Source organism: Streptomyces lacrimifluminis (assembly GCF_014646095.1).
Classification (GTDB): domain Bacteria; phylum Actinomycetota; class Actinomycetes; order Streptomycetales; family Streptomycetaceae; genus Streptomyces; species Streptomyces lacrimifluminis.
Window position 1 is genome coordinate 222,678 of the sequence record NZ_BMMU01000010.1, and the last position, 23,380, is coordinate 246,057.

25 protein-coding genes are annotated in these 23,380 nt (G+C 69.6%); 10 read left to right on the forward strand and 15 right to left on the reverse strand.

The window, feature by feature from the left end:
* Positions 1-71: 71 nt before the first annotated feature.
* Together IEY89_RS17665 and IEY89_RS17670 are read left to right on the forward strand one after the other, a co-directional pair.
* The gene (locus IEY89_RS17665; RefSeq protein WP_189148368.1) at positions 72-650 is read left to right on the forward strand and encodes a 2'-5' RNA ligase family protein; all 579 of its coding nucleotides are present in this window, start codon (positions 72-74) and stop codon (positions 648-650) included.
* Positions 651-699: 49 nt separating this feature from the next.
* Positions 700-1,605: a YihY/virulence factor BrkB family protein gene (locus IEY89_RS17670; protein WP_229695277.1), complete on the forward strand. Its 906-nt coding sequence runs from the start codon at positions 700-702 to the stop codon at positions 1,603-1,605.
* Between the two features lie 298 nt (positions 1,606-1,903).
* Here IEY89_RS17670 and IEY89_RS17675 read toward each other — a convergent pair whose 3' ends face one another.
* Positions 1,904-3,223: a D-alanyl-D-alanine carboxypeptidase family protein gene (locus tag IEY89_RS17675; RefSeq protein WP_345635563.1), complete on the reverse strand. Its 1,320-nt coding sequence runs from the start codon at positions 3,221-3,223 to the stop codon at positions 1,904-1,906.
* Positions 3,224-3,338: 115 nt separating this feature from the next.
* Here IEY89_RS17675 and IEY89_RS40685 point away from each other — a divergent pair, with 115 nt between their 5' ends.
* From IEY89_RS40685 to IEY89_RS17685, 3 genes are all read left to right on the forward strand, one after another.
* Positions 3,339-3,581 (forward strand): SCO4848 family membrane protein, encoded by a 243-nt coding sequence (locus tag IEY89_RS40685; protein WP_229695279.1) that lies wholly within the window; start codon positions 3,339-3,341, stop codon positions 3,579-3,581.
* 16 nt (positions 3,582-3,597) lie between these two features.
* The gene (locus IEY89_RS17680) at positions 3,598-4,905 is read left to right on the forward strand and encodes a metallophosphoesterase (protein ID WP_189148370.1); all 1,308 of its coding nucleotides are present in this window, start codon (positions 3,598-3,600) and stop codon (positions 4,903-4,905) included.
* A gap of 109 nt (positions 4,906-5,014) precedes the next feature.
* Complete coding sequence (locus tag IEY89_RS17685) at positions 5,015-5,416, forward strand: ATP-binding protein (protein ID WP_189148371.1); 402 nt, start codon at positions 5,015-5,017, stop codon at positions 5,414-5,416.
* Between the two features lie 116 nt (positions 5,417-5,532).
* Here the strand turns inward: IEY89_RS17685 and IEY89_RS17690 are convergent, their stop codons facing one another.
* Positions 5,533-7,146, reverse strand: a complete 1,614-nt coding sequence (locus IEY89_RS17690) for a sensor histidine kinase (RefSeq protein ID WP_189148372.1) — start codon at positions 7,144-7,146, stop codon at positions 5,533-5,535.
* Complete coding sequence (locus IEY89_RS17695) at positions 7,143-7,811, reverse strand: response regulator transcription factor (RefSeq protein ID WP_189148417.1); 669 nt, start codon at positions 7,809-7,811, stop codon at positions 7,143-7,145. The genes IEY89_RS17690 and IEY89_RS17695 overlap by 4 nt, the downstream gene beginning before the upstream one ends.
* A 259-nt stretch (positions 7,812-8,070) precedes the next feature.
* On the opposite strand from IEY89_RS17695, the gene IEY89_RS17700 reads away from it, so the two are divergent.
* The gene (locus tag IEY89_RS17700; protein WP_189148418.1) at positions 8,071-10,500 is read left to right on the forward strand and encodes an MMPL family transporter; all 2,430 of its coding nucleotides are present in this window, start codon (positions 8,071-8,073) and stop codon (positions 10,498-10,500) included.
* 12 nt (positions 10,501-10,512) lie between these two features.
* Here IEY89_RS17700 and IEY89_RS17705 read toward each other — a convergent pair whose 3' ends face one another.
* Genes IEY89_RS17705 through IEY89_RS17715 form a run of 3 tightly spaced genes read right to left on the reverse strand, consistent with a single transcriptional unit; the run spans position 10,513 to position 12,266 of the window.
* Positions 10,513-11,295: a TetR/AcrR family transcriptional regulator gene (locus tag IEY89_RS17705; protein ID WP_189148373.1), complete on the reverse strand. Its 783-nt coding sequence runs from the start codon at positions 11,293-11,295 to the stop codon at positions 10,513-10,515.
* Between the two features lie 9 nt (positions 11,296-11,304).
* Complete coding sequence (locus IEY89_RS17710) at positions 11,305-11,853, reverse strand: thiol-disulfide oxidoreductase DCC family protein (protein ID WP_229695289.1); 549 nt, start codon at positions 11,851-11,853, stop codon at positions 11,305-11,307.
* Between the two features lie 5 nt (positions 11,854-11,858).
* Positions 11,859-12,266 (reverse strand): hypothetical protein, encoded by a 408-nt coding sequence (locus IEY89_RS17715; RefSeq protein WP_189148374.1) that lies wholly within the window; start codon positions 12,264-12,266, stop codon positions 11,859-11,861.
* A 114-nt stretch (positions 12,267-12,380) separates the two neighbouring features.
* Between IEY89_RS17715 and IEY89_RS17720 the strand changes: the two genes are divergently transcribed.
* The gene (locus IEY89_RS17720) at positions 12,381-12,803 is read left to right on the forward strand and encodes a Uma2 family endonuclease (RefSeq protein WP_189148375.1); all 423 of its coding nucleotides are present in this window, start codon (positions 12,381-12,383) and stop codon (positions 12,801-12,803) included.
* On the opposite strand, the gene IEY89_RS17725 is transcribed toward IEY89_RS17720, so the two are convergent.
* From IEY89_RS17725 to IEY89_RS17765, 9 genes are all read right to left on the reverse strand, one after another.
* Positions 12,798-13,205 (reverse strand): VOC family protein, encoded by a 408-nt coding sequence (locus IEY89_RS17725; RefSeq protein WP_189148376.1) that lies wholly within the window; start codon positions 13,203-13,205, stop codon positions 12,798-12,800. The genes IEY89_RS17720 and IEY89_RS17725 overlap by 6 nt on opposite strands.
* 70 nt (positions 13,206-13,275) lie before the next feature.
* On the reverse strand, positions 13,276-13,887 hold the full coding sequence (locus IEY89_RS17730; RefSeq protein ID WP_189148377.1) for a Uma2 family endonuclease: 612 nt from the start codon (positions 13,885-13,887) through the stop codon (positions 13,276-13,278).
* A gap of 243 nt (positions 13,888-14,130) precedes the next feature.
* Entirely contained in the window at positions 14,131-14,361 is a 231-nt protein-coding gene (locus IEY89_RS17735) for a hypothetical protein (RefSeq protein ID WP_189148378.1), read from the reverse strand.
* Between the two features lie 188 nt (positions 14,362-14,549).
* Positions 14,550-15,362, reverse strand: coding sequence for a hypothetical protein (locus tag IEY89_RS17740; protein WP_189148379.1), 813 nt, complete (start codon positions 15,360-15,362; stop codon positions 14,550-14,552).
* Between the two features lie 199 nt (positions 15,363-15,561).
* Positions 15,562-16,341 (reverse strand): succinate dehydrogenase iron-sulfur subunit, encoded by a 780-nt coding sequence (locus tag IEY89_RS17745; RefSeq protein WP_189148380.1) that lies wholly within the window; start codon positions 16,339-16,341, stop codon positions 15,562-15,564.
* Positions 16,341-18,095 carry a succinate dehydrogenase flavoprotein subunit gene (gene sdhA / locus IEY89_RS17750; RefSeq protein WP_189148381.1) on the reverse strand — a complete coding sequence of 585 codons (1,755 nt, stop codon included), beginning with the start codon at positions 18,093-18,095 and terminating at the stop codon, positions 16,341-16,343. The genes IEY89_RS17745 and sdhA overlap by 1 nt, the downstream gene beginning before the upstream one ends.
* Positions 18,096-18,126: 31 nt before the next feature.
* The gene (locus tag IEY89_RS17755; RefSeq protein ID WP_164322300.1) at positions 18,127-18,618 is read right to left on the reverse strand and encodes a succinate dehydrogenase hydrophobic membrane anchor subunit; all 492 of its coding nucleotides are present in this window, start codon (positions 18,616-18,618) and stop codon (positions 18,127-18,129) included.
* 5 nt (positions 18,619-18,623) lie between these two features.
* A complete protein-coding gene (gene sdhC, locus IEY89_RS17760) occupies positions 18,624-19,004 on the reverse strand; it encodes a succinate dehydrogenase, cytochrome b556 subunit (RefSeq protein WP_105973587.1) in 381 nt (126 codons plus the stop codon).
* 221 nt (positions 19,005-19,225) lie between these two features.
* Positions 19,226-19,774 (reverse strand): 2-oxo-4-hydroxy-4-carboxy-5-ureidoimidazoline decarboxylase, encoded by a 549-nt coding sequence (locus IEY89_RS17765; RefSeq protein WP_189148382.1) that lies wholly within the window; start codon positions 19,772-19,774, stop codon positions 19,226-19,228.
* Positions 19,775-20,128: 354 nt separating this feature from the next.
* Between IEY89_RS17765 and IEY89_RS17770 the strand changes: the two genes are divergently transcribed.
* The 3 genes from IEY89_RS17770 to IEY89_RS17780 all read left to right on the forward strand — a co-directional run bounded on the left by IEY89_RS17770 (position 20,129) and on the right by IEY89_RS17780 (position 23,370).
* A complete protein-coding gene (locus IEY89_RS17770) occupies positions 20,129-21,772 on the forward strand; it encodes a beta-N-acetylhexosaminidase (RefSeq protein WP_189148383.1) in 1,644 nt (547 codons plus the stop codon).
* 127 nt (positions 21,773-21,899) lie between these two features.
* Complete coding sequence (locus tag IEY89_RS17775; RefSeq protein WP_189148384.1) at positions 21,900-22,733, forward strand: DUF4328 domain-containing protein; 834 nt, start codon at positions 21,900-21,902, stop codon at positions 22,731-22,733.
* Positions 22,734-22,827: 94 nt separating this feature from the next.
* Positions 22,828-23,370, forward strand: coding sequence for a hypothetical protein (locus tag IEY89_RS17780; protein ID WP_189148420.1), 543 nt, complete (start codon positions 22,828-22,830; stop codon positions 23,368-23,370).
* Positions 23,371-23,380: the final 10 nt, after the last annotated feature.

Sequence of the window (23,380 nt, forward strand, 5' to 3'; positions counted from 1 at the left end):
ACAACAACGCACGGACGACAGCGCAGGCGCAACACCGCACGGCCAATACCGAGACGACGACAGGAGACGACGTGGGGACCGTAACGATCGGTGTGTCGATCTCGGTCCCGGAGCCACACGGCAGCCTGCTCCAGGCGCGGCGTGCGGGCTTCGGCGACGCCGCCGCACACGGTATCCCCACCCATGTCACCCTGTTGCCGCCCACGGAAGTCGACTCCGCGGCGCTGCCCGCCATCGACGCCCACCTCGTCGAGGTGGCCACCGCGGGCCGGCCGTTCCCGATGCGGCTCTCCGGGACGGGTACCTTCCGGCCGGTGTCGCCCGTCGTGTTCGTCAAGATCGTCGAGGGTGCGGAGGCCTGCACCTGGCTGCAGAAGCAGGTCCGTGACGCCTCCGGGCCGGTGGCGCGTGAGCTGCTGTTCCCGTACCACCCGCATGTGACGGTCGCGCACAGCATCGACGAGGAGGCGATGGACCGCGCCTTCGCGGAACTCGCCGACTACGAGGCCGACTGGCCCTGCACCGGCTTCGCGCTCTACGAGCAGGGTGCCGACGCGGTGTGGCGCAAGCTGCGCGAGTACACCTTCGGTGCGGCCGTCGTGCCGCCGCAGGCGGCCCATGTGGAGCGTGGCCCCCTTCCGGCCAGGTAGAACCCCCGAGAGCCACCACCATCAGGCACTTCCGGGGTAAAAGGTCATCATGGACTGGCTGAAGAAGCTCCCCGGCGTCGGACCGATCGTCGTCCGCCTCATGACCACGCACGTGTGGAGGTCGTACGAGCGTCTCGACCGGGTGAAGTGGTCGCGTCTCGCGGCGGCAATGACCTTCATCAGCTTCGTGGCACTGTTCCCCCTGCTCACCGTGGCCGCCGCGATCGCCGCCGCCACGCTCAGCACCGGGCGGCAGAATGAGTTGCAGGAGAAGATCGCCGAGCAGGTGCCCGGCATCTCCGAGCAACTGGACATCAACGCTCTGGTCCAGAACGCGGGCACGATCGGGGTGATCGCCGGCGCCGTGCTGCTGTTCACCGGGATCGGGTGGGTCGGCTCGATGCGGGAGTGTCTGCGGGCGGTGTGGGAGGTACCGGAGGACGAGGGGAACCCCGTCCTGCGGAAGGTCAAGGACACCGGGGTGCTGGTCGGGCTCGGGGGCGCCGTCCTCGTCACGATCGCCGCGTCCACCGTCGCCTCGGCGGCGGTCGGCTGGACGGCACGAGGACTCGGTGTCGACGAGGCCGGCTGGGGCGCGGTCCTGCTCCGCCTCGCCGCGTTCACCGTCGCGGTTCTCGCCGACTTCCTCCTGCTCCTGTACGTCCTCACCCTGCTGCCCGGCGTGGAACCGACCCGGCGTCGCCTGTTCGTCGCCGCGCTGATCGGCGCCGCCGGGTTCGAGCTGCTGAAGCTGTTGCTCAGCAGCTATATGCAGGGGGTGGCGGCGAAGAGCATGTACGGGGCGTTCGGTGTCCCCGTGGCCCTGTTGCTGTGGATCAACTTCACGTCGAAACTCGTCTTGTTCTGCGCGTCCTGGACGGCGACGGGTTCATCGCCTCCGGCGTCCGAATCCGAGGCTGAGTCCGAGCCAGAGTCCGACTTGTCCGGGGTCTGAACGGCGACGCCGGTGCAGCCCAGGCCGTGTTTCCCAGCCACCCGCCCGCCCGTTTGCTGTCTGTGTCCAGCGCGGGCAACACCTCGTCAGCGCCGCACCACACCTCCAGCCCGTCCGGGGGTCCCACTTCTGGGGGAGTTCGAGGACGAGGCCCGTTCAGCCCGGGCGGTGTTTCCCGCCCACTCGCCCCCGCCGTCTCTATGGCCCAGGTTCAGGCATCTCCAGCCCGTCCGGCGTTTGAGGACGAGGCCGTTCAGGCCGACAGAGGGGGCGAAGAAAGACCGCACCCACCCCCACCTCACCTCCGCCGCCGCACCAGCTCCGGCAGCGGCCACCGCCGGTTGATCAGAAACGCGCCCCCCGCCAGCAGCACCACCACACCACCGGCGATCCCGAGCGCGACACCCATCCCGCCCCCGTCCGACCCGGCCCCGGAGGACGCCTTCGCGACCGGGGACGCGGAGGAGTCACCCTTGCCGGACCCGTCACCCGAGCCGCCCCCCGCCTCTCCGGAACCGGAGTCGGCGGCGTCCGTCGACCCCGGCTGGGCACCCGCCCCCTCCGACCCCTTGGGAGCGACCAACTCGCCCACCGGCTGCACCTTCCCGGCGGCCCGGAAGCCCCAGTCGAGCAGCCGCGCGGTCTCCTTGTAGACCTCGTTGTGCTCGTTCTTCTCCGGGTTCATCACCGTGACCAGCAGCACCTTGCCACCGCGCTCGGCGACCCCCGTGAAGGTCGCGCCCGCGTTGGTGGTGTTGCCGTTCTTCACGCCCGCGATGCCCTGGTACACGGAGATGTCCGAGTCACCGGCGAGCAGCCGGTTGGTGTTCTGGATCTCGAAGGAGCCGCGGGCCGATTTGCCCTTCTTGTTCTTCTTCGTCTCGCCGGGGAATTTGGCCGAAACAGTCGAGCAGTACTCGCGGAAATCCTTCTTCTGCAACCCGGAGCGGGCGAACAACGTCAGGTCGTACGCCGACGACACCTGCCCCCGCTCGTCGTAGCCGTCGGGGCTCACCACATGGGTGTCGAGGGCCTGGAGCTCCTCCGCGTGCTCGTTCATCTCCTTGACCGTGGCCCCGATGCCACCGTTCATGTGGGAGAGGACGTGGACCGCGTCGTTGCCGGAGCGCAGGAAGACGCCGAGCCACAGATCGTGGACCGTGTACGTCTCCTTCTCCTTGATGCCGACCATGCTGGAACCGGCGCCGACGTCCGCCAGCTCGGCGGGCGTGACCTTGTGCTTCAGCGTTCTCGGGAACTTGGGCAGCACCGTGTCGGCGAACAGCATCTTCAGCGTGCTCGCCGGGGGCAGCCGCCAGTGCGCGTTGTGGGCGGCGAGCACATCGCCGGACTCGGCGTCCGAGACGATCCACGAGCGGGCGGTGATGTCCTTGGGGATCACCGGCACGCCGGTGGCGAGGTTCACCTGCGTCCCGGCCTGCCCGAGCCGCTCCCCGCCCACGGTCGACATCTTCGCCGGTGGAGTCACCGACGGCGAGGCGCTCGGCGTGGGCTTGGGAGCCGCGAACGCCGGTACGGGCGCGGTCAGCGCGGCGGACAACAAGGTGGCGGAGGTGACCAGCAAGGTTCGCTTGGCGGTCTTTTTCGAGGCGGACACGATCGAGAACGTACATGTACCGGCCCATGAAGTCGCACCGCCCCCGGCCCGGACCCGCACGCCTCCTTCCCCACCCCGGCCACAGGACCCGACACCGGACGGCGATACTGGACTCATGACGCTCAGCCGCCCCATTTCCTGGTTCCTGCTCGCCTTCGGGGTGTGGAGCTGGGTCATCTGGGTCACTTTCATCAAGAATCTGGTCAAGGACGGCAGCGGGCTCGCGTTCGATGACGCGGGCACTCCGACGGCATACTTCTGGGTGCACCTGGTGCTCGCCGTCGTCTCCTTCGTATTGGGGACGATCGTCGGCGGCATCGGGTTGCGCGGACTGCGCGCTTTGCGCCAGACCTCATAACGGGGGACACACCCGCATGGTCATCGTTTTTCTGCTCGTCGCGGTCGCCGCTCTGGTGGGGCTGCACTGGTACGTCTGGCGCCGCCTGGTGCGCGACACGACCGCCGGCCCCGGCCTCGCCCGCCGCGTCGGCACGGTGGTGTTCGTCGCCCTGCCCGTCCTGATGATCGGGGCCTTCGTCGCCGAGCGCGGCGGCGCGCCCTTCTGGCTCCAGCGCACGCTGGCCTGGCCGGGCTTCCTGTGGCTGGCCCTGTTCATGTACCTGGGGCTGGCCCTGATCGCGGGCGAGCTCGTACGGCCGTTGCTGCGGCGGTTCCTGGAGCGTCGCCGTCCGGCCGAGGCACCCGTACCGCCGGCCGTGCCCCTCCGGAGGACGGAGACCGTCCCGGTGGGAGCACCGGACACCCCGGAAGCCGCCACGGGCACTCCCGGCGCCCCTGGCACCCCGGACCTGCCGGACACCCTCGGCGCCCCGGATTCTCCCCGCCTCCTCGCCGCCCCCTCCCGGCGCCTCTTCGTCTCCCGTGTCGTGGCCGGCGCCGCCGCCGCGACCGCGGCCGGGACCGTCGGGTACGGCACGTACGGCGTCCTGCGCGGCCCCCGCGTGAAGCGCGTCACCGTGCCGCTGGCCAAACTCCCGCGCAGCGCCCACGGGTTCAGGATCGCGGTCGTCAGCGACATCCATCTCGGGCCCGTGCTCGGCCGCGGTTTCGCGCAGAAGGTCGTCGACACGATCAACTCCACCCAGCCCGATCTGATCGCGGTCGTCGGCGACCTGGTCGACGGCAGCGTCAAGGACCTCGGTCCGGCGGCGGCGCCCCTCGCTCAACTCAGGGCGCGGCACGGGGCGTTCTTCGTGACCGGGAACCACGAGTACTTCTCCGGCGCCGAACAGTGGGTCGAGGAGGTGCGGCGGCTCGGTATGCGCCCGCTGGAGAACGCGCGCGTCGAACTGCCCGCCTTCGACCTGGCCGGGGTCAACGACATCTCCGGTGAGAGCGAGGGCCAGGGCCCCGACTTCACCAAGGCGCTCGGCGACCGGGACACCTCGCGGGCGACCGTGCTGCTGGCCCACCAGCCGGTGCAGATCCACGACGCCGTCGACCACGGCGTCGACCTCCAGCTCTCCGGCCACACCCACGGCGGCCAGTTGTGGCCCGGCAACTTCGTCGCCGACCTCGCCAACCCCACGCTCGCGGGCCTGGAGCGGTACGGGGACACGCAGTTGTACGTCACCCGGGGCGCCGGCGCGTGGGGTCCGCCCACGCGGGTGGGGGCGCAGTCGGACATCACCGTGGTGGAACTGGCGTCCGCACAGGCTTGATCACCGTTTATGACAGCCGCAAACCGGCCGAGGCGGACTAGGTGACGCTGGGAGGGTACCCAACACAGCATCAGGTGTGCTGACGGTGTGGGCCGGGTGAGGAGCGGACGTGTTGAGGCGCAACTCCTTCCGGCTTCCCCGGCATCCGGCGTCCGTCGAGCTCGCCCGGCGCCGGGTGCACGACCATCTGGCCGACTGGGGACACAGCACCGACGGCCCGGCGCTCACGGACGCCGTCCTGCTCGTCTCCGAGCTGGCGACCAACGTCGTACGCCACGGCCCCCTCCTGGAGCCGGAGTTCGAGGTCGCCGTCACGGCACTCGCCGACGGCTCCTGCCTCATAGAGGTCTCCGACGAGGGCACGACGGAACCTCGCCTCCACCCGTTGACGGACGGGGAGGAACACGGCCGCGGCCTCCACCTGGTCGAGGACATCGCGGAGGCGTGGGGGGTGTGGAGCAGAGGCCGCCACGGGAAGACGGTCTGGGCACTGGTCACAACGCCCCCATAGGCCGCCCCGCAGGGGTGTGCCCATAGGGGCGCGGGGCCGTGTCGTTCTGCGGCTCCGCCGCGTGGGCGCGACCAGCCACAACGGACCGGCAGACAAAGGCACTCAGCAACGCCCGTTCACAAACACACAGCCCGCTCCGGCAAACTGACCGTCACCGCCAACCCCTCGCCGGCGGCGGTCCGCACCGAGACCTCCCCGCCGTGCGCCAGCACCACCCCCTGCACGATCGCCAGCCCCAACCCGCTCCCCGCCCCACCTCCCGCCCGGAAGAACCGGTCGAACATGCGCGCCGCGTCCTCCCGCGCCAGGCCGGGCCCCAGGTCCGCGACACACAGCCGTACGACACCGTCCGCCCGCTCCACACCGAGCCGCACCGGCACATCGGCGGACGTGTGCGTACGGACGTTGCCCACCAGGTTGCCCAGCACCTGTCTGAGCCCCGACTCGTCGGCCCGCACCAGGATCGCCCCGTCGGCGGCCACACTGATCGGCCGGTCCGGTTCCTGGATCCGCAGATCCTCCGCCGCGTCCCGCACCAGACGGCTCAAGTCGACGTTTCGCAAGCGCAGTTCGGGCTGCTGGTCGAGACGGGCGAGCGTCAGCAGCTCGTCCACCAGGCGTCCCATGCGATCCGCCTCGCCGTTCATCCGGTCCCAGGCGCGCCGCCGTTCCCGCGGGTCGGTCAGCATCCCCTTGTCGTACAGCTGGAGGTAGCCGCGGATCGCGGACAGCGGGGTGCGCAGTTCGTGCGAGGCGTCGGCGACGAACCGCCGCAGCTGGGCCGCGCTGCGCTCGCGGGTGCGGTACGCCGACTCGACCTGGTGGAGCATGGTGTTGAGGGCGATCCGCAGCTGTTCGACCTCAAGGGTGGCCTCGCGGCTGGACGGGACCCGCCGGGTGAGATCACCCTCGGCGATGGCCGTCGACGTCTCGACCATGTCCTCCAGGGGAGCCATCCGGCGGCTCACGCTGAACATCGTGAGCACGGCGAGCAGCGCGAGCAGCAGCGTCCCGACGGCGAGGTCGAGCTTCAGGGCCTTGCCGAGGACGTCGTGCAGGGCGTCCGTCGACGTGGCCAGGAGCACGGTCGCGCCGTCGGCGAGGTGGGCGGCGGTGACCCGGTAGGGGGCGTCCCGCACCCGGATGTCGTGGGGTTCGTCGTCGCGGGCGAGGGCGGCCGGGTCGGAGACGGCGGTGGCGAGGGCGCGCTGGTCGGCGGTGGCCTCCAAACCGGCGACGGACATGGCCCGCCCCTCCTCGCCGACGACCGCGAAGATGCCGTCGGACATGAGGGTGTCGGCGTTCGCGAGGCCGGTGTCGCCGGCGCCCGTGTCGGAGGCGCCCGCGTTCGCGGAGCCGGTGCTCGCGGAGCCGGTGTTCGAGGGGTCGGACCCGGCCGAACCGCCGCCGCTGTCACCGGAGGCGTGCCGATACCTGTCGGTGAGGGCGGCGATCGCGCTCAGCGAGTCGATCTGTTCCAGCGTCAGCCGGGAGCCGCCGATCGAGTTCCGGGTGTTCATCAGCTGGTTGTCGACGCTGTCCAGCAGGTACAGCCGCATGCCCATCACGCTCACGGCGGTCGCCACGACGATGCCGAGCGCCAGCAGCACCACGTTGGCCAGCGTGAGCTTGACACGCAGGGAGTGGATACCGCGCTCGCAGCGGAAGGTGCGGCACCATCCCGCCCCGAAGGCGCGCCCCCATCCCCTGCCGATCGCGAGGAGACTCATGCCAGCCCGTATCCGACACCGCGCCGGGTGGTGATCACAGGCGGTCCGAGCGCGTCGAGCTTGCGCCGCAGATAGCTGATGTACGTCTCGACGACCGTCGATTCGGGAGGCGTGTGCTCGTACTGCCAGACATGCCGCAGGAGTTGCTCCTTGGGTACGATCCGGCCGCCGTTGCGCACCAGGAACCGCAGCAGCGCGTACTCCGTCGGAGTCAGCTCTACGGTGCCGCCCGCGCGGTGCACGCTGTACGTCGACTCGTCCAGCTCCAGGTCGCCGTAGCGCAGCGGGGGCCGCTGGGGCAGCATGTCGGCGGGCCGGGTCCGCCGCAGTACGGCGGTGATCCGTGCGACCACCTCATCGATGTTGAACGGCTTGGTGATGTAGTCGTCGCCGAACTGCAGGGCGCCGACGATCTCGCCCGGCGCGTCCCGCGCGGTCAGGAAGACGAGGGCCAACTCGGGCCTGCGGTCGCGCAGTTCACGCCCCAGGGCCCGGCCGTCGCCGTCCGGGAGCATGATGTCGAGCAGTGCGACGTCCGGGCGGGTGCGCCCGGCGAGCGTGAGCGCCTCACGGACGGTGCCCGCGACCATCACCTCGAAGCGGTGGTAGCGCAGGGCGATGGCGAGGACGTCCGCGATGCTCGGTTCGTCCTCCACCACCAGCACGGTGCCCGTGCCCGTGCCCGTACCCGCACCCGTGACCGTGACCGTACGTGTGGTTGTGCTCGTCCCTGTGCCCGGAACCGTCATACCCCCAGTATCGGCGGGGCCACCGACAGCCGGACCCGGTTCGTGCTTTGGAGTTCCTTGAGAGTCATGGCCGGCTCATGCCCGCCTCCGCTCCCGCCCCTGATCCTGTTGCCAGGACCTGGGGGACCAACCGACCGAACGACCTGACGAACAAGGGGTGTTGAGCGTGGCGGCATTGGCTCGGTGGTGCTATCGGCACCGGCTGGTGGTCCTGTTGATATGGGTGGGGACCGTGTTCGGACTGGGCTTCGCGGGCTCCGCCGCGGGCACGGACTACGCGAACAGCTTCTCCCTCCCCAACACGGACTCGACGCGTGCGTACGACCTGATGGAGGAGGCCTTCCCGCAGTCCTCGGGCGACACCGACACGGTCGTGTGGAAGGTCGACGACGGCACGGTACGGGACGAGTCGGTACGGTCCCGGATCGAACCGGAACTGGCGGAGATCGCGAAGATGGCGGGGGTCGGCGAGGTCACCAGCCCGTACGCCTCCGGCGGCGCGGCCCAGATCAGCGAGAACGGGCGGATCGCCTACGCCCAGATCACCTTCACCGAGCAGGCCAACGGGGTGCCCAAGGCGACGATCGAGGACGTTGTCGGCACCGCCCAGGCAGCCGAACGCGACGGACTTCAGGTCGAGTTGGGCGGCCAGGCGATCGCCAGGACTGAGGAAGCGCCCACCGGCATCGCCGAGATGGTGGGTATCCTGGCCGCGTCGGTCGTCCTGTTCCTCGCCTTCGGCTCCTTCTTCGCGATGCTGCTGCCGCTCGTCGTGGCGATCGCGGCCCTCGGCACCGGCCTGATGGCCACCTCCCTCCTCAGCCATGTCACGGACGTCCCCGAAGTCGCCCCGCTGCTCGGCTCGTTGATCGGTCTGGGCGTCGGCATCGACTACGCGCTGTTCATCGTCACCCGGCACCGCCGGGGCATCCTGCGTGGCATGAAGCCCGAGGAGGCGGCGGTGACGGCGCTCAACACCTCGGGCCGAGCCGTGCTGTTCGCGGGCGGCACGGTGTGCATCGCGCTCGCCGGGATGCTCGTGATGAACATGCGCTTCCTGGACGGCGTGGTCATCGCGACCTCCCTGACGGTCGTCCTGAGCGTCCTCGCCGCGACGACCCTCCTCCCGGCGCTCCTCGGCCTCCTCGGCATGCGTGTCCTCAGCCGCAGGCAGCGCCGCCGACTTGCCTCGACGGGACCGGAACCGGCGGAGGCGAGCGGGCTGGCCGCGCGCTGGTCCTCGTACGTCGAAAGGCGCCCGCGCTCCACGGCGGCGATGGCCCTGGTGGCGATGCTCATCCTGGCGCTCCCCGTCCTGTCCATCCGGCTCGGCGCGACCGACCAGGGCAACCACCAGGAGTCGACGACCACCCGGCAGGCGTACGACCTGCTGGCGGAGGGCTTCGGCCCCGGCTTCAACGGCCCCCTCCAGGTGGTGGTGGCCAAGGGTGACGCGAACGCGCTGGTCTCGACGATCCGTACGACGGAGGGCGTGGCGCAGGCAGCGGCGGCGCCCCCGTCCCAGGGGATCACGGTGATCCAGGTGGTCCCGACCACCTCTCCCCAGTCGGAGCACACGGACCAGTTGATCGACCGTCTGCGTGACGAGGTCATCCCGGCCTCGGGGGTCGAGGCGCACGTCGGCGGGGTGACGGCGATCTTCAAGGACTTCGCGGCGGTGACGAGCGACCGCCTGCCGTACTTCGTGGCGGCGATCATCCTGCTGGGCTTCCTGTTGTTGCTGGTGGCGTTCCGCTCCCTCGTCGTCCCGCTGACCGCCGCGCTGATGAACCTGATCGCGGCGGCGGCCTCCTTCGGCGTCCTGGTCGCGATCTTCCAGTGGGGCTGGGGCACGGAGTTGCTCGGCGTCGGCAAGGAGGGCCCGATCACGGCGTTCCTCCCCGTCATCATGCTCTCCCTCCTCTTCGGCCTCTCGATGGACTACCAGGTGTTCCTGGTGAGCCGGATGCACGAGGAGTGGGTCCACACGAAGGACAACGCACGGGCGGTCCGCGTCGGCCTCGCGGAGACGAGCAGGGTCATCAACTGCGCGGCCCTGATCATGATCTGCGTCTTCTCGGCCTTCGTCCTGAGCGGCGACCTGGAGGGCGCGATGGCGGGCATCGGCCTCGCGGCGGCGGTGGCGCTGGACGCGTTCATCCTCCGTACGGCCCTGGTGCCGGCCGCGATGCACCTGCTCGGCAACTCCAACTGGTGGCTGCCGGCGGGCCTGGAGAAGCGTCTGCCGCATCTGGCGGTGGAACCGAAGGAGGATCCGGAGACAGCGGAACCCGACCGGTCGGCGGGCGGCGCCTCGGTGGTCCACGGTTTCGTCCGTGACACGGAGGGCGCGCCGGTCGAGGACGCGTCGGTGACCCTCCTGACGAAGGGCGGACGCCAACTGGACCGGGTCACGTCCCTGGCGGACGGCTCGTACATCCTCTCCGTCCCGGCCCCGGGGGCGTACCTGCTGGCGGCGACAGCGGTCTCGTACGGCTCCCGGGCACGACAGGTGACGGTGGAGAACGGCCCGCTGGTGTACGACGTGGAGCTGCCGGAGGCGTCGGCGGACGAAGCGGAGGAGGCGGCGGACGCGGTGACCTGACGCCCCTGCCGCTCACTTGGCCTGTTCGCCCTTCCCGGGGTTCTCTCGTTCCTCGGGAAGGGCGTTGGTCATCCCCGGCAGGAAGTCACTGAACAGGTCGTGGACTTCACGGACGAGCGGACGCAGTATCCGGAAGCGGGCCAGAGCCACCCCGCGTGCGGTGAGGCGGGCGCCACGCCCGGCGAGCCGGTAGGTGCGCTCACGGCCCTCCGAACGGTCGTAGATCCAGTACATGACCATGCCCATCTGGGACAGCCACATCAACTCGGGCAGCACGTCCCGGAGTTCCTCCGGAACCTTGGCCTTCGAACCCGCGAGTACTTCCTTGTGTACGTCGATGGCCTGCACGCGGGCGTGCTCCGACTCGGGCGAGAAGGGGCTGAGCGGACTGTTCGGGTCGGCTGCGGTCTTGAAGAACTGCACGGCGAACTCGTGGTAGGGAGCGGCAACATCGAGCCAGGCCCGGTGCACCCCGGCCAGCCGGGCCTCCAACTCGGTCTCCCGGTCCAGGACTTCGCGCGCGACCACCTGGTACTCGCGGGCGAGCTGGTCGTAGAAGCCCTGGATCAGGTGTTCCTTGCCGGCGAAGTAGTAGTACGCGTTGCCGACGGAGACCCCGGCCTCCTGGGCGATGGCCCGCATGGTCGTCTTGTCGTACCCCCGCTCCTTGAACAGCCGCATGGCCGTCTCCAGGATCAGCGCACGGGTCTGCTCACTCTTGGCGGGAGCAGGGGCAGAGGGCTCAGAGGACTCGGCGGACTCGGAGGATTCGGGGCTGTCTTTCGCTGCTGACACGGAAGGAGCCTAACCAGTGGAGCAGGCGCCGCTGTCACAGCCGGGTGCGGTGCCGGGTGGCGTGTGGCTCCAGCCGAAGCGCGGGTCGTACGACCATCCGTCGGCCCGCCGGTACACCGGACGGCCACCCCTGTCGGTACCCCAGTGGCTCCCGCGCCACTTGGCGGCGGCGAGAACGGCACCCTTGGCGAGCCGGGCCCCGGCAGGCGTGGCGAACCGATGGGCGAGCGGCCGGTGCTCACGCAACGCCCACAGCACGACGACCCAGGCACCGGTGCCGCGGTAGACCTGCCCGGCGTCCCCGACGACGGTGATGTCGTCGAGGGTGGCGGCGTGATCGAGGCCGGGAAAGAGCGCCCGCGCCTGCCCGGACCCCGCCGGAACCATGTCCAGCGGCACCAACTGGGGCTGCCGTTCGAGCCAGCCGCGCACGAAGGTGCACAGGGCGCAGTCGGCGTCGTACAGGACGGTGAGCCGGCGGACCGGAACGCCCCCCGTGGCGTCCCGGTCCGCGCGGGCGGTGGTGTCCCCCGACCCCACCGCGTTCAGGTGGCTCATCGCGGTCACGCCCCGGCCGTGGGGGCGACCCAGCCCTGCGGCGCGACGGGCGGCACCTGCTCCCGCTCCATGACACCCCGCCGACGGATCTTGCTGAGAACGAACACGTTGGCGAGATGCATGACGCCGAGCACCAGCAGCACCACACCGAGCTTGGTCGAGAGCGCCTCGAAGACCTCCCGGGTACTGGCGATGTCCCCGTCGCCGCTCAGATAGAGGGCCACGAACCCGAGGTTGACGAGATAGAACCCGACGACCAGCAGATGGTTGACGGCCTCGGCGAGCTTCTCGTTCCCCCGCAGTACATCGGCGAGGAAGACCCGCCCGTTGCTGCTGAGAGTCCGCGCGACCCAGACGGTCAGCGCGACGCTGACCAGCAGGTAGATGACGTATGCGACGACTGTGAGGTCCATGTCTTCGTCCTTGTCCCCGAGCACCCTGAACGGCTTGAACGCGTTCAAAAGTTCTGATGAGGGAGACTGTAGACCTGTTTTTGAACACGTTCAAGTGGTGGTCGGGTAACCGGGGTGGGCTGGCCGATTCCGCCCCCGGAGAGTTGGACCGCCGACGACGTAGACCGCATCCCCGATCTCCCGAAGCACACGGAACTGCTCGACGGGAGCCTCGTCTTCGTCAGTCCCCAGACGCGGTTCCACCAGACCTGGGACGAGCCGGGGGACGTCTTCCTGACGGTGGAGGTGGTCGCGGGAGACACCCGAGACCGCGACCGTGAGGTCAAGCCCCGCAAGTACGCGGCGGCCGGGGTGGCACACTTCTGGCGGGTCGAGCAGGACGGCGACAAGGGGCTCCCGGTCGTCTACGTCTACGAACTCGACCCGGCCACCAAGGCCTACGCTCTCACCCGCATCTTCCACGACCGCCTGGAACTGACCGCCCCCTTCGAGATCGACATCGACCTGACGGTGATCGATCGGCGGCCGGGTTCATGACCGCGCGAGTTCCGGCCGCTTCGTGTAGTCCGTGAAGCCGATGACGTTGCCCCAGGGATCGGCGATCTCGACGGTCCAGCCCGTGGCCACGGACATCGGGGCGTCGAGCGGGGTGATACCGGCCGTGGCCAGGGCGCGGGCCGCCGCCTTGGCGTCCGGCACCTCCAGCCAGATCCGGGGGGACGCCCACGGCGGCGCCCGGTGCCCGAGCGCCTCCTCGACCCGCAGCAGCAGCCCCGGCGTCTCGGCCCCGACCCTCAGCACGGCGATCCCGGCCTCGTCGACCCGAGCGGTGACCCCGAACCCGGCACGCTCATAGAAGCCGACCGCCTCGGCGAGATCACCGACGGGCAGCAGCACGTTGTCGAAACCGAGCAGTTCGTACGACTCGTCATCTGACATGGCGTCAGGGTAAGGGGATGGTCGGCGGAATCCTGGGAGGCTTGTACGGGGACAAGGGTGATCGGTGTGATCAGGGGGTCCGCTTCGACTGGCCGGCGTCGAGGATCGCAGCCACGTCGAGGGTGACCTTGGCGCCGATGGAATCGGGGAGGGTGACGAGTTCGCCAGGGGCGTGGATGCGGTGATTGCCGTAGTCGTTCTCGGCGGGGTCGGTGAGGACGTGGAGGCGCTGATGCTTGCGGTCGATGATCACGTAGACCGGGACCTTGGCCCCGGCGTAGGCGGCGACCCTGGTGCGCAGGTCTGTCTGGTAGTTGCTGGACGTGACTTCCAGGACGAGGCGGAAGCAGATGGGGTCGTAGCAGCTGTTCTCGACATGGCTGCCTCTGTATTCGGCGTCCACCACCGCGAGGTCAGGGATCGCGTAGTCCTCCGGACCAGTGGGGAGCCACAGCCCGACCCCCTGTAGCACTCTCGACTCCGGGCCGTGCAGCCCTGCCGCCAGGAAAGGAACGGTGAGACTCGTCAGAGCATCTGCGTGTGGGCCGTCCGGGGGCGGGGACACGAGGATCTGGCCTCGGATGATCTCGACGCGGTTGCCCGGATTGCGCTCCATGAGGCGGTGCGCCTCCGCGATCAGCGGACGGTCGCCATGGTGCCGCTCGATGGATGCTGCGGACATCACGTGCCTCCTGTGGGCTGGTGCCGAGGCCATCATCGTAGGCCGGGAGGAACGGGCGTGTCCCCTTCACACCGCGCCACCCGATCGTGTGGCAGGCACGTGGGAGGGCCCGATTCCTGCGGAAACGAGCCCTCGACGACGTACGTGCGACACGTCAGCCGGTCATCCGACGGCGATCCGGTTCTGCCACCAGGGTGCCGCGCCGATGACCTCCTTGCCGGACCCCGCCACGACCTCTGACGGTCAGCACCCGCGAGCGCAGATCTCCCGCAGCCACGGTTCCTGGACGGCAGGCATCCGCGCCAGCGTGTACCGGAACGCGTCGCACGACGGCCCGAACAGCAACTGCGGATGCGGTGGCAGCGGATCGTCCCGCACCACGCCCGCAGGCAGCCCGCCGACCACCGGCAGCCGCGTCCGCTGGGGAGGGAAGGCCAACTCGGCCCAGAACGCGGCCTCTACGGGCACCGCCACCCCACCCCTGCTCGGCTGCCACACCTCTCCGGTCCCTCACCGTCGAAGCCCCTGCATCCCACCAGGCCGGTGACCGATAGGCAACGGGATTTCCGCCGACGCCGAACGCCCCGGCGGGCAGCGCCCGCTCCAGGTGAGGGGCGAGGCACGGCACCGCCCGCCTCACCCCTCACCAGGTCAGCGCATCCTCAACACCCGCCCACGCGCCCCGAACTCACCACCACGTCATCCATCCGCACGTCGTACGACGACGGAGTCGGATCCCCCTGGTACAGCTGCCACCCCAGCTTCAGCTCGTCGAACGTCGGGAAGGCGAAGTCGGAGTCCTGCGCGCCCCCGTGGTGAGTGGCGTCGACCGTCAGGTCCGACTGCTCGACCCCGTCGAAGTACACCGTGACCCGGCTGTCCACAGCGTCGAGATGGAATTCCACGCACTGCCACGTGTCTGCCACAGCCGGTGCCGACGTCTTCCACGACGTCCAGTCGCCCGTCGGGCCCAGATCGGAGCCGACGCCCCAGAAGTTGCCCTTGTCCGTGGGGGCGTACTGGCCGCCCAACGGGCGTACGAGGGTGGGGGAGTCGGCGCCGGAGGCCTCCGCGATGGTCCAGTGGGCCCAGTCGGGGGCCGTGGGGAAGGCGTCCACGCGTAGGCGCAGGCGGGCCCAGTAACTGTTGCCGGGCGCCGAGAGGTTGGGGAAGACGACGAACGCGCGGCCGTTGCCCTGCGTACGGATGCGGAGTTCGCGGCCCTTGCCGGTCGAGCTCGGGGCGACGGTCAGGGTGCCGTTGGAGGTGTCCGTCGTCCAGCCGCGGCCGGCGGTGACCGGGCCGAGGGGAAGACGGTCGAAGTTCTCCCGCGCGAGAGGCCGTACGAGAGGCCGTTGGCCATATGCCGTGTCGTGGGCGGGAGTTGCCGAGGCGGTGGGGGGAATCGCGAGCAGCGTGGCCGCCGAAGCCGCGGCGGCCGACAGTGCGGCGATCGATTTCCTCAGGATGGTCATGTGCCCAGTCTGTGACGGGAGTTGACCAAGTTCCTAGTCGTACTGGTGGGTATGGAGGGGTGTGTGGCCGCGATCACCGCACGGCCGAAACGCCCGGCGGACAAACGCCCGGTGGCCGTGCTTCTGTCGATGCAGAAGCACGGCCACCGGAGGGCAGTGCGAGATCAGAGCGACCCGAGTGATCGGAACCGCAGAGTGATCAGAAGCGCCGAGTGATCAGCGCCCTCTTCACTTCCTGGATCGCCTTCGTGACCTCGATGCCACGCGGGCACGCGTCCGTGCAGTTGAACGTGGTCCGGCAGCGCCAGACGCCGTCCCGGTCGTTCAGGATCTCCAGGCGCTGCTCGCCCGCCTCGTCACGCGAGTCGAAGATGAACCGATGCGCGTTGACGATCGCGGCCGGGCCGAAGTACTGGCCGTCGTTCCAGAAGACCGGGCACGAGGACGTGCACGCCGCGCACAGGATGCACTTCGTCGTGTCGTCGAAGCGCTCGCGGTCTTCGGCCGTCTGGAGGCGTTCCCGGGTCGGCTCGTTGGTGTCCTTCGTGATCAGGAAGGGCATCACGTCGCGGTACGCCTGGAAGAACGGGTCCATGTCGACGATCAGGTCCTTCAGGACCGTCAGGCCCTTGATGGGCTCGACCGTGATCGGCTTGGCGGGGTTGATGTCCTTGATCAGGGTCTTGCAGGCAAGGCGGTTCTTGCCGTTGATCCGCATGGCGTCCGAGCCGCAGATGCCGTGCGCGCAGGAACGACGGAACGTCAGCGAACCGTCCTGGTCCCACTTGATCTTGTGGAGGGCGTCGAGGACGCGCTCCTTCGGGTCGATCTCCAGCTTGAAGTCTTCCCAGACCGCCTCGGCCGCCAGCTCCGGGTTGAAGCGGCGGATGCGGAAGGTGACCGTGATGTACGGGGAGTCGGCGAAGCCGGGCTCGGGCTCGCCGGCCGCGTCCGCCTTGTCCAGAACAGGGGTTGCCATCAGTACTTACGCTCCATCGGCTGGTAGCGGGTCTGGACGACCGGCTTGTAGTCGAGACGGATGGACTCGGTGCCGTCGTCGCCCACCTCGCGGTACGCCATGGTGTGGCGCATGAAGTTGACGTCGTCGCGGCTCGGGTAGTCCTCGCGGTAGTGACCGCCGCGCGACTCCTTGCGGGCCAGCGCCGACACCGCCATGACCTCGGCGAGGTCCAGGAGGTTGCCGAGCTCGATGGCTTCCAGCAGGTCCGTGTTGAACCGCTTGCCCTTGTCCTGGATCGAGACGTTCCGGTAGCGCTCGCGGAGTTCCGCGATCTTCTCCACCGCCGTCTTGATCGTCTGCTCGGTACGGAACACCATGACGTTCGCGTCCATGGTCTCCTGGAGCTCCAGGCGCAGCGCGGCGACCCGCTCCGTGCCCGTGGACTCGCGCAGGTGCTCCACCTGGGAGGCCACCAACTCCGCCGGGTTCTCGGGGAGTTCGACGAAGTCGGCCTTCTGGCTGTACTCCGCCGCCGCGATACCGGCCCGCTTCCCGAACACGTTGATGTCCAGGAGGCTGTTCGTGCCGAGACGGTTGGCACCGTGCACCGACACACACGCGACCTCACCGGCCGCGTACAGGCCGGGCACCACCGTCGTGTTGTCGCGGAGAACCTCACCCTCGACGTTCGTCGGGATGCCGCCCATCGCGTAGTGCGCGGTGGGCTGGATCGGGATCGGGTCCGTGTACGGCTCGATACCGAGGTAGGTGCGCGCGAACTCGGTGATGTCGGGCAGCTTGGCGTCCAGCTGCTCCGGCGGAAGGTGCGTCAGGTCGAGGTAGACGTGGTCGCCCTCGGGGCCGCAGCCGCGTCCCTCACGGATCTCCGTGTAGATGGAGCGGGACACGACGTCACGGGACGCGAGGTCCTTCATGACCGGCGCGTACTTCTCCATGAAGCGCTCGCCGTCCTTGTTGCGGAGGATGCCGCCCTCACCACGGGCGCCCTCCGTCAGCAGGATGCCCATGCGCCAGATGCCGGTCGGGTGGAACTGGAAGAACTCCATGTCCTCCAGCGGCAGCCCGCGACGGTAGACCGCCGCCTGGCCGTCTCCGGTCAGCGTGTGCGCGTTCGACGTCACCTTGAAGAACTTGCCGCAGCCGCCGGACGCGTAGATCACGGCCTTCGCCTGGAAGACGTGGATCTCACCCGTGGCGAGTTCGTACGCGACGACACCGGCCGACCGCTTCACGCCGTCGACCTCGACGATCAGCTGGTCGAGGACGTAGAACTCGTTGAAGAACTCCACGCCCTCCTTCACGCAGTTCTGGTACAGCGTCTGGAGGATCATGTGACCGGTACGGTCGGCCGCGTAGCAGGACCGGCGGACCGGCGCCTCGCCGTGGTTGCGGCTGTGGCCACCGAATCGGCGCTGGTCGATCGTGCCGTTGGGCGTGCGGTTGAACGGCAGGCCCATCTTCTCCAGGTCGAGGACCGAGTCGATGGCCTCCTTCGCCAGGATCTCGGCGGCGTCCTGGTCGACCAGGTAGTCACCGCCCTTGACCGTGTCGAAGGTGTGCCACTCCCAGTTGTCCTCCTCCACGTTGGCGAGCGCGGCGGCCATACCGCCCTGCGCGGCGCCCGTGTGGGACCTGGTCGGGTAGAGCTTCGTCAGTACGGCGGTACGGCTGCGCTTCGTCGACTCGATCGCGGCGCGCATGCCGGCGCCGCCCGCGCCGACGATGACGGTGTCGTACTTGTGGATCTTCATCAGGATTTCCTCAGTCCCTCAGCACCGTGGCCTAGCGGATGTTCGGGTCGAAGGTGAAGATCACCAGCGTGCCCAGCAGGATCGTGAACACCGTGGCGGTGTAGAGCAGGCCCTTGAGCCACAGTCGGGTGTTCGCGCGCTCCGCGTAGTCGTTGATGACGGTGCGCAGGCCGTTGGCGCCGTGCAGCATCGCCAGCCACAGCATCAGCAGGTCCCAGACCTGCCAGAACGGGGAGGCCCAGCGGCCGGCCACGAAGGCGAAGCCGATCTTGGAGACACCGCCGTCCAGCACCAGCTGGATGAGGAGGTGGCCCAGGACCAGCACGACCAGGACGATGCCGGACAGCCGCATGAACAGCCAGCCGTACATCTCGAAGTTGCCCCGGGTGGACTTGGGGGTCTTCTTCGTGCGCTTGCGCGGGGCCTCGATCAGGGGCGCCGGGTTGTCGGCGTCGTAGCCCGCGAACGTGCCCGCGCCCTCGACGGGGCCGATGCCCGAAGCGGTGGATTCAGTCGTCGCCATCTGCGTCAGCTCCCGAACAGTTCACGAGCGGCGTGACCGAGGACGGGGTAGATCGCCCCGATCATCAGCACGACCCACAGGCCGACGACGGTCCACAGCATCTGCTTCTGGTAGCGCGGGCCCTTCGACCAGAAGTCGACGGCGATGACGCGGAGGCCGTTCAGCGCGTGGAAGAGGATGGCGGCGACGAGGCCGTACTCCAGTACGGCGACGATCGGCGTCTTGTACGTGGCCACCACCTTGTCGTATGCCTCGGGGGAGACACGGACGAGAGCGGTGTCCAGGACGTGTACGAACAGGAAGAAGAAGATGAGGACGCCGGTGACTCGATGAGCCACCCAGGACCACATTCCTTCCCGGCCGCGGTACAGCGTTCCAGCCGGCACGGAAAACCCTCCGGGAGCGGGGATCGGAGCCGCGCCGGCTTCGGGTGTCGGACGGGCCCGGCCGGGTACGGTCCACCGGCCCTGGCCATCGTAGCGACGTGTTGTCGGAACGCTTACAGCGGGCCTACCGATGTGATCAAACAGGCTCGTACGGGCTACTGGGTGCGGTTACCGAGTGCGGCTACTGGGGGAGGGCTTGCGGTTGTCTGCCGAGTGACCGGTCAGTTGTGGCTGGTCGCGCTCCGCGGCGGAGCCGGAACATGTTGCAGCCCCGCGCCCCTGAGGGCGTTCCCCAGCCGCTCTCTCGCCAGGCGCCGCAGTTCCTCGGCCGCCACCACCCGCTCTTCCTCCGGGTCGTTTGCCAGACGTGACCGGATGGCGGCCAGGATCGTGTTCAGGACCTCGGTGGGAGGGGTGCCGTCCAGGCAGATGACGAAGACATGCCCGAACCTGGCCTCGTACGCCGCATGCGCGGCGCCCAGTGCCGTGTGGGCCGCCGAGTAGACGCCGTCGGGCAGTGCGGGCAGCGCCTCCGCGGCCAGGGCCTCGGAGAGGTCGCCCGGGGTCAGGTCGTACGCCGCCTCGTCCGCTGCCGCGAGCAGGGAGTCCAGGTCCGGATAGGGGCGGTGGTCGGTGAGGCGGCGGGCCCAGCGGAGGCTGTGCAGGCAGGTCAGGAGCGTGCGCTCGATGTCCTCGGCGGGCTCGGCGTTGAACCGTGTCAGGCCCGGCGGCGTAGGAGAGGGGGACTCGGTGCGCGCCTGTGCCGGCATGGCGAGCCGGCCGGAGAATTGGGGAAGACGGTGCGCGGACAGCGTGAGTCCTCGGAGGTCTGGGTCGGAGTGCGAGATGCGCGTGGAGAGGCGCCGCTCACATTATCGAGAGGTGGTCAGGAGCTGTTCGACGGAGGTCTGAATTTCACCCGAACGGGAGAGTTTCGGAACGTACGGTGGACGATCCCGGTGGGGTGGGGTCGTAGGTTCAGAGGGGGAGGCGATCCAGGAGGTGCGTGACATGCGGGCGATACGTGAGGCTCGGGCAGGTGGGAACCGGTGACCGGCCGGAGGCGACGGGCTCCTGAGCGGAAACGGGGTCCGAGGAGGAAGACGTACGGGCAGGGGTCCGGGTTGCTTCTCGGGGCCGGTGTTCTCGTCGCCGTCGGTGCGGTGGGGGTGACCGTCGCGCTCTGGCCGGTCGGTGACACGGGCTCCGGCACCGGCGGCGACATCGCGTCGACCGGCGCGGCGCGCTCCTCGGACGAGGCCGGAGCGGCCAGCTCCGCGTCCACCGCGTCCCGCGCCCCGTCCCCCGCCCCCTCTCAGTCCCCCGCCCGCGTCTACCCCCTCTCCAAGGTCCCCCGCACCATCCCCGCCGTACGCGAGCACACAGCGGCCCGGGGTCCGGGCTGGCGCCCCGCCTCGGCGTCCCGGGTGGTCGTCACCGCGGGGGGCCTCGCCGACGAGGGGAAGCTGCTCGCCGGTGAGCTGCGGATGACGTACGGCGGTACTGCCGCCCCCCGCGCCGGGGACGTCCAGCTCAAGCTGGACCCCGGCCAGGTGGCGAAGGGCCGCGAGTCCTACACGCTCACCGTCAGGAACGGCCGCGTCACCGTCGCCGCCCCCGCCGAAGCCGGCGTCTTCTACGGCACCCGCACCCTCAAGCAGGAGGTGACCGGCGGGAGCACCGCCCCCGAGGGTGTCGTGCGCGACCGGCCGGCCAAGGAGCGGCGCGGACTGATGCTGGACATCGCCCGCAAGCACTTCACGGCGGCCTGGATCGAGGACCGTGTCCGGGAGCTGGGCGACCTCAAGTTCAACGAGCTGGGCCTGCACTTCTCCGACGACCAGGGTTTCCGGATCGCCTCCGACACGCACCCGGAGGTCGTCTCCGGCACCCACCTCACCAAGGCCGAGGTCCGCCGCATCCTCGCCCTCGCCGCGAGCCGTCACATCACCGTCGTGCCCGAGATCGATTCCCCGGGCCACCTGGGCGCGGTCCTCGCCGCCCACCCCGACCTCCAGCTGAAGAACGCGCAGGGCACGGCGGCACGCGGGGCGATCGACATCTCCGAGCCCGGGGCCGCGAAGATCGTCGACGACCTGCTGGGCGAGTACGCCGATCTCTTCCCCGGCGCGTCCTGGCACCTGGGCGGCGACGAGTACCGGGCGCTGACGGTCTCCAGCCCGGCGACCTCCTACCCCCAGCTCGCCGCCGCTGCCGTCCGGAAGTACGGATCCGGCGCCGGCGTCTCCGACCTCGCGACGGGCTGGCTCAACGACCGCGCCGCCACGGTCCGCGCCCACAACCGGACGAGCGTGCGCGCCTGGAACGACGGCTTCTACAAGTCGGGTTCGGTCCAGGCGGCCAAGAACATCCAGGTCGCCTACTGGACCGGCAAGGAGATCGGCGCCAGGCAGCCGACCGCCTATCTGAGCGCGGGCCGCAAGGTCGTCAACTACAACGACGAGTACCTCTACTACGTGCTCGGCCAGCCGAACACCTTCGTCTATCCGACCGGCGAGCGGATCTACAGGCAGTGGACCCCGCGGGTGCTGCGCGGCAGTACGGCCGTCTCCGCGTCGTACGACGGACAGATACTCGGCGGGGTCTTCGCCGTCTGGTGCGACCTCGCCGGATCGCAGACCCAGAACCAGGTGGCCGCCGGCATACGGATGCCACTGCGGGCGACCGTGCAGAAGCTGTGGGACCCCCGGGCCCAACCACCCCTGTCCTGGACCGAGTTCAAGAAGCTGGCGGGCAGGCTGGGCTGAAACCGGCTGGACGTACGGGCCCGGTGAACCGTACGTTCCGCACAGGTAGCACACGTATTCGTATTCGCATGTCGGGCGCGGTCCTGGGGAGGGACGGCGCCCGGCTTCTTGTTCCCGGGGGATCGACATGTTCTGCAAGCACTGCAAGCTGTCCACGGCAGCTACCCCCGAGGGCCTGTGCTGGGACTGCGCCGACGCCGCCGACGAGCCCAGGTCCGGGCGCACGTTCGCGTCCCGGCCCGTGCTCCCGGCGCCGCCCGCACCCACCGGTCCCGTCGTCCAGCCGCACGGACCGGCCTGGCTGCGTTCGCCGGTCGGACTCGGCAAGGCGGTCGCCGTACTGCTCGGCGTGGTCATCGCCGTCGACCTCTTCGCCGTCTACGCCGACTTCACCATGTACGACGTGATGAGCTCCATGACGGACGACAGCCTCGGCTACGACGGCTACAACGACCTCCAGGGCGACGCCGAGCGGGCGGACTCGCTCTTTGCCGCCGCCGCGGTCGCGCAGATGGTGGCCTTCGTCGCGGCGATCGTCGTCTACCTCGTCTGGTTTCTGCGGGTGCGGGTCAACGCCGAGGTGTTCAACCCGTTCGGGCACAGCAAGAAGCGCGCCTGGGCGGGCTGGGGATGGTTCGTGCCGGTCGTGAGCCTGTGGTTCCCGCGCCGGATCATGCTGGACATCTGGGACGCGAGCAGCCCAGCCGGCACCCGCACCTCGCACGCGCTCGTCAACGCCTGGTGGACGCTGTGGCTCGTCGCGGTGCTCACCAGGAGGCTCGGATCCAGCGCGTACAACCGCGCCGAGACCCTGGAGGAGATCCGGGACGCCGCCGGCCAGGTGCTCTTCTCCGACTCCGTCGACATCGTGGCAGCCGTGCTCGCGATCCTCGTCGTGCTCCGGCTGACCCGTATGCAGCACGAGAAGGCCCAGCACGGCCCCGTCCCCGTGGGCGTCTGACGTCCGATTGTCGGATCCCTGGCCAACTCGCGTGTGTCTGTGGTGTATTCGGCGCGGGCACTGCGAGCAGAACCGGAACGCCAGGGGGATGGCATTGGGTTACTGGGGCTACTTGATCGTGGGCAGGAGCGAGCAGCCGCTCGCGGAGACCGACGCCCTGCGTGCGGTGCGCGACGGCCTGACCTCGCGGGAACGGCGGGACGACGGCTGGCAGGTGTGGGAGTACCCGAGCGGCGACGGTGACGTCGGCAGCATGAACGCGCTCGCCATGGAGACCGGCGCTCCCGCGCTCTTCGGGTACGTCATGGACAGCCACTGTGTGGTCCTGGAGGCGGCGGCGCCCGCGAGCGGGGCGTGGACCACCTGTCTGGTGCGCGACGCCATGGCCGGGTACCTGGGCGCCGGGCAGAGCGACGGCGCGGAGGCGGGCGAGGGCGAGGAAGGCGCTGGGCTGACGCTCGACGACTACTTCCTGGAGCCCGGCGACGCCGCCCGGCGCGCGGTCGACTGGGCCGCCGAGGCTGGCCACACGGTGAACGCCGGGCCGCTCCTCGACGTACTGACCTCGGAACCCGACCCGTTGGCCGAAAACCTGTTCTTCCGGTTCCTCGACCGACTAGGTGTTCTCCCTCTGTGACGCTCCGGGT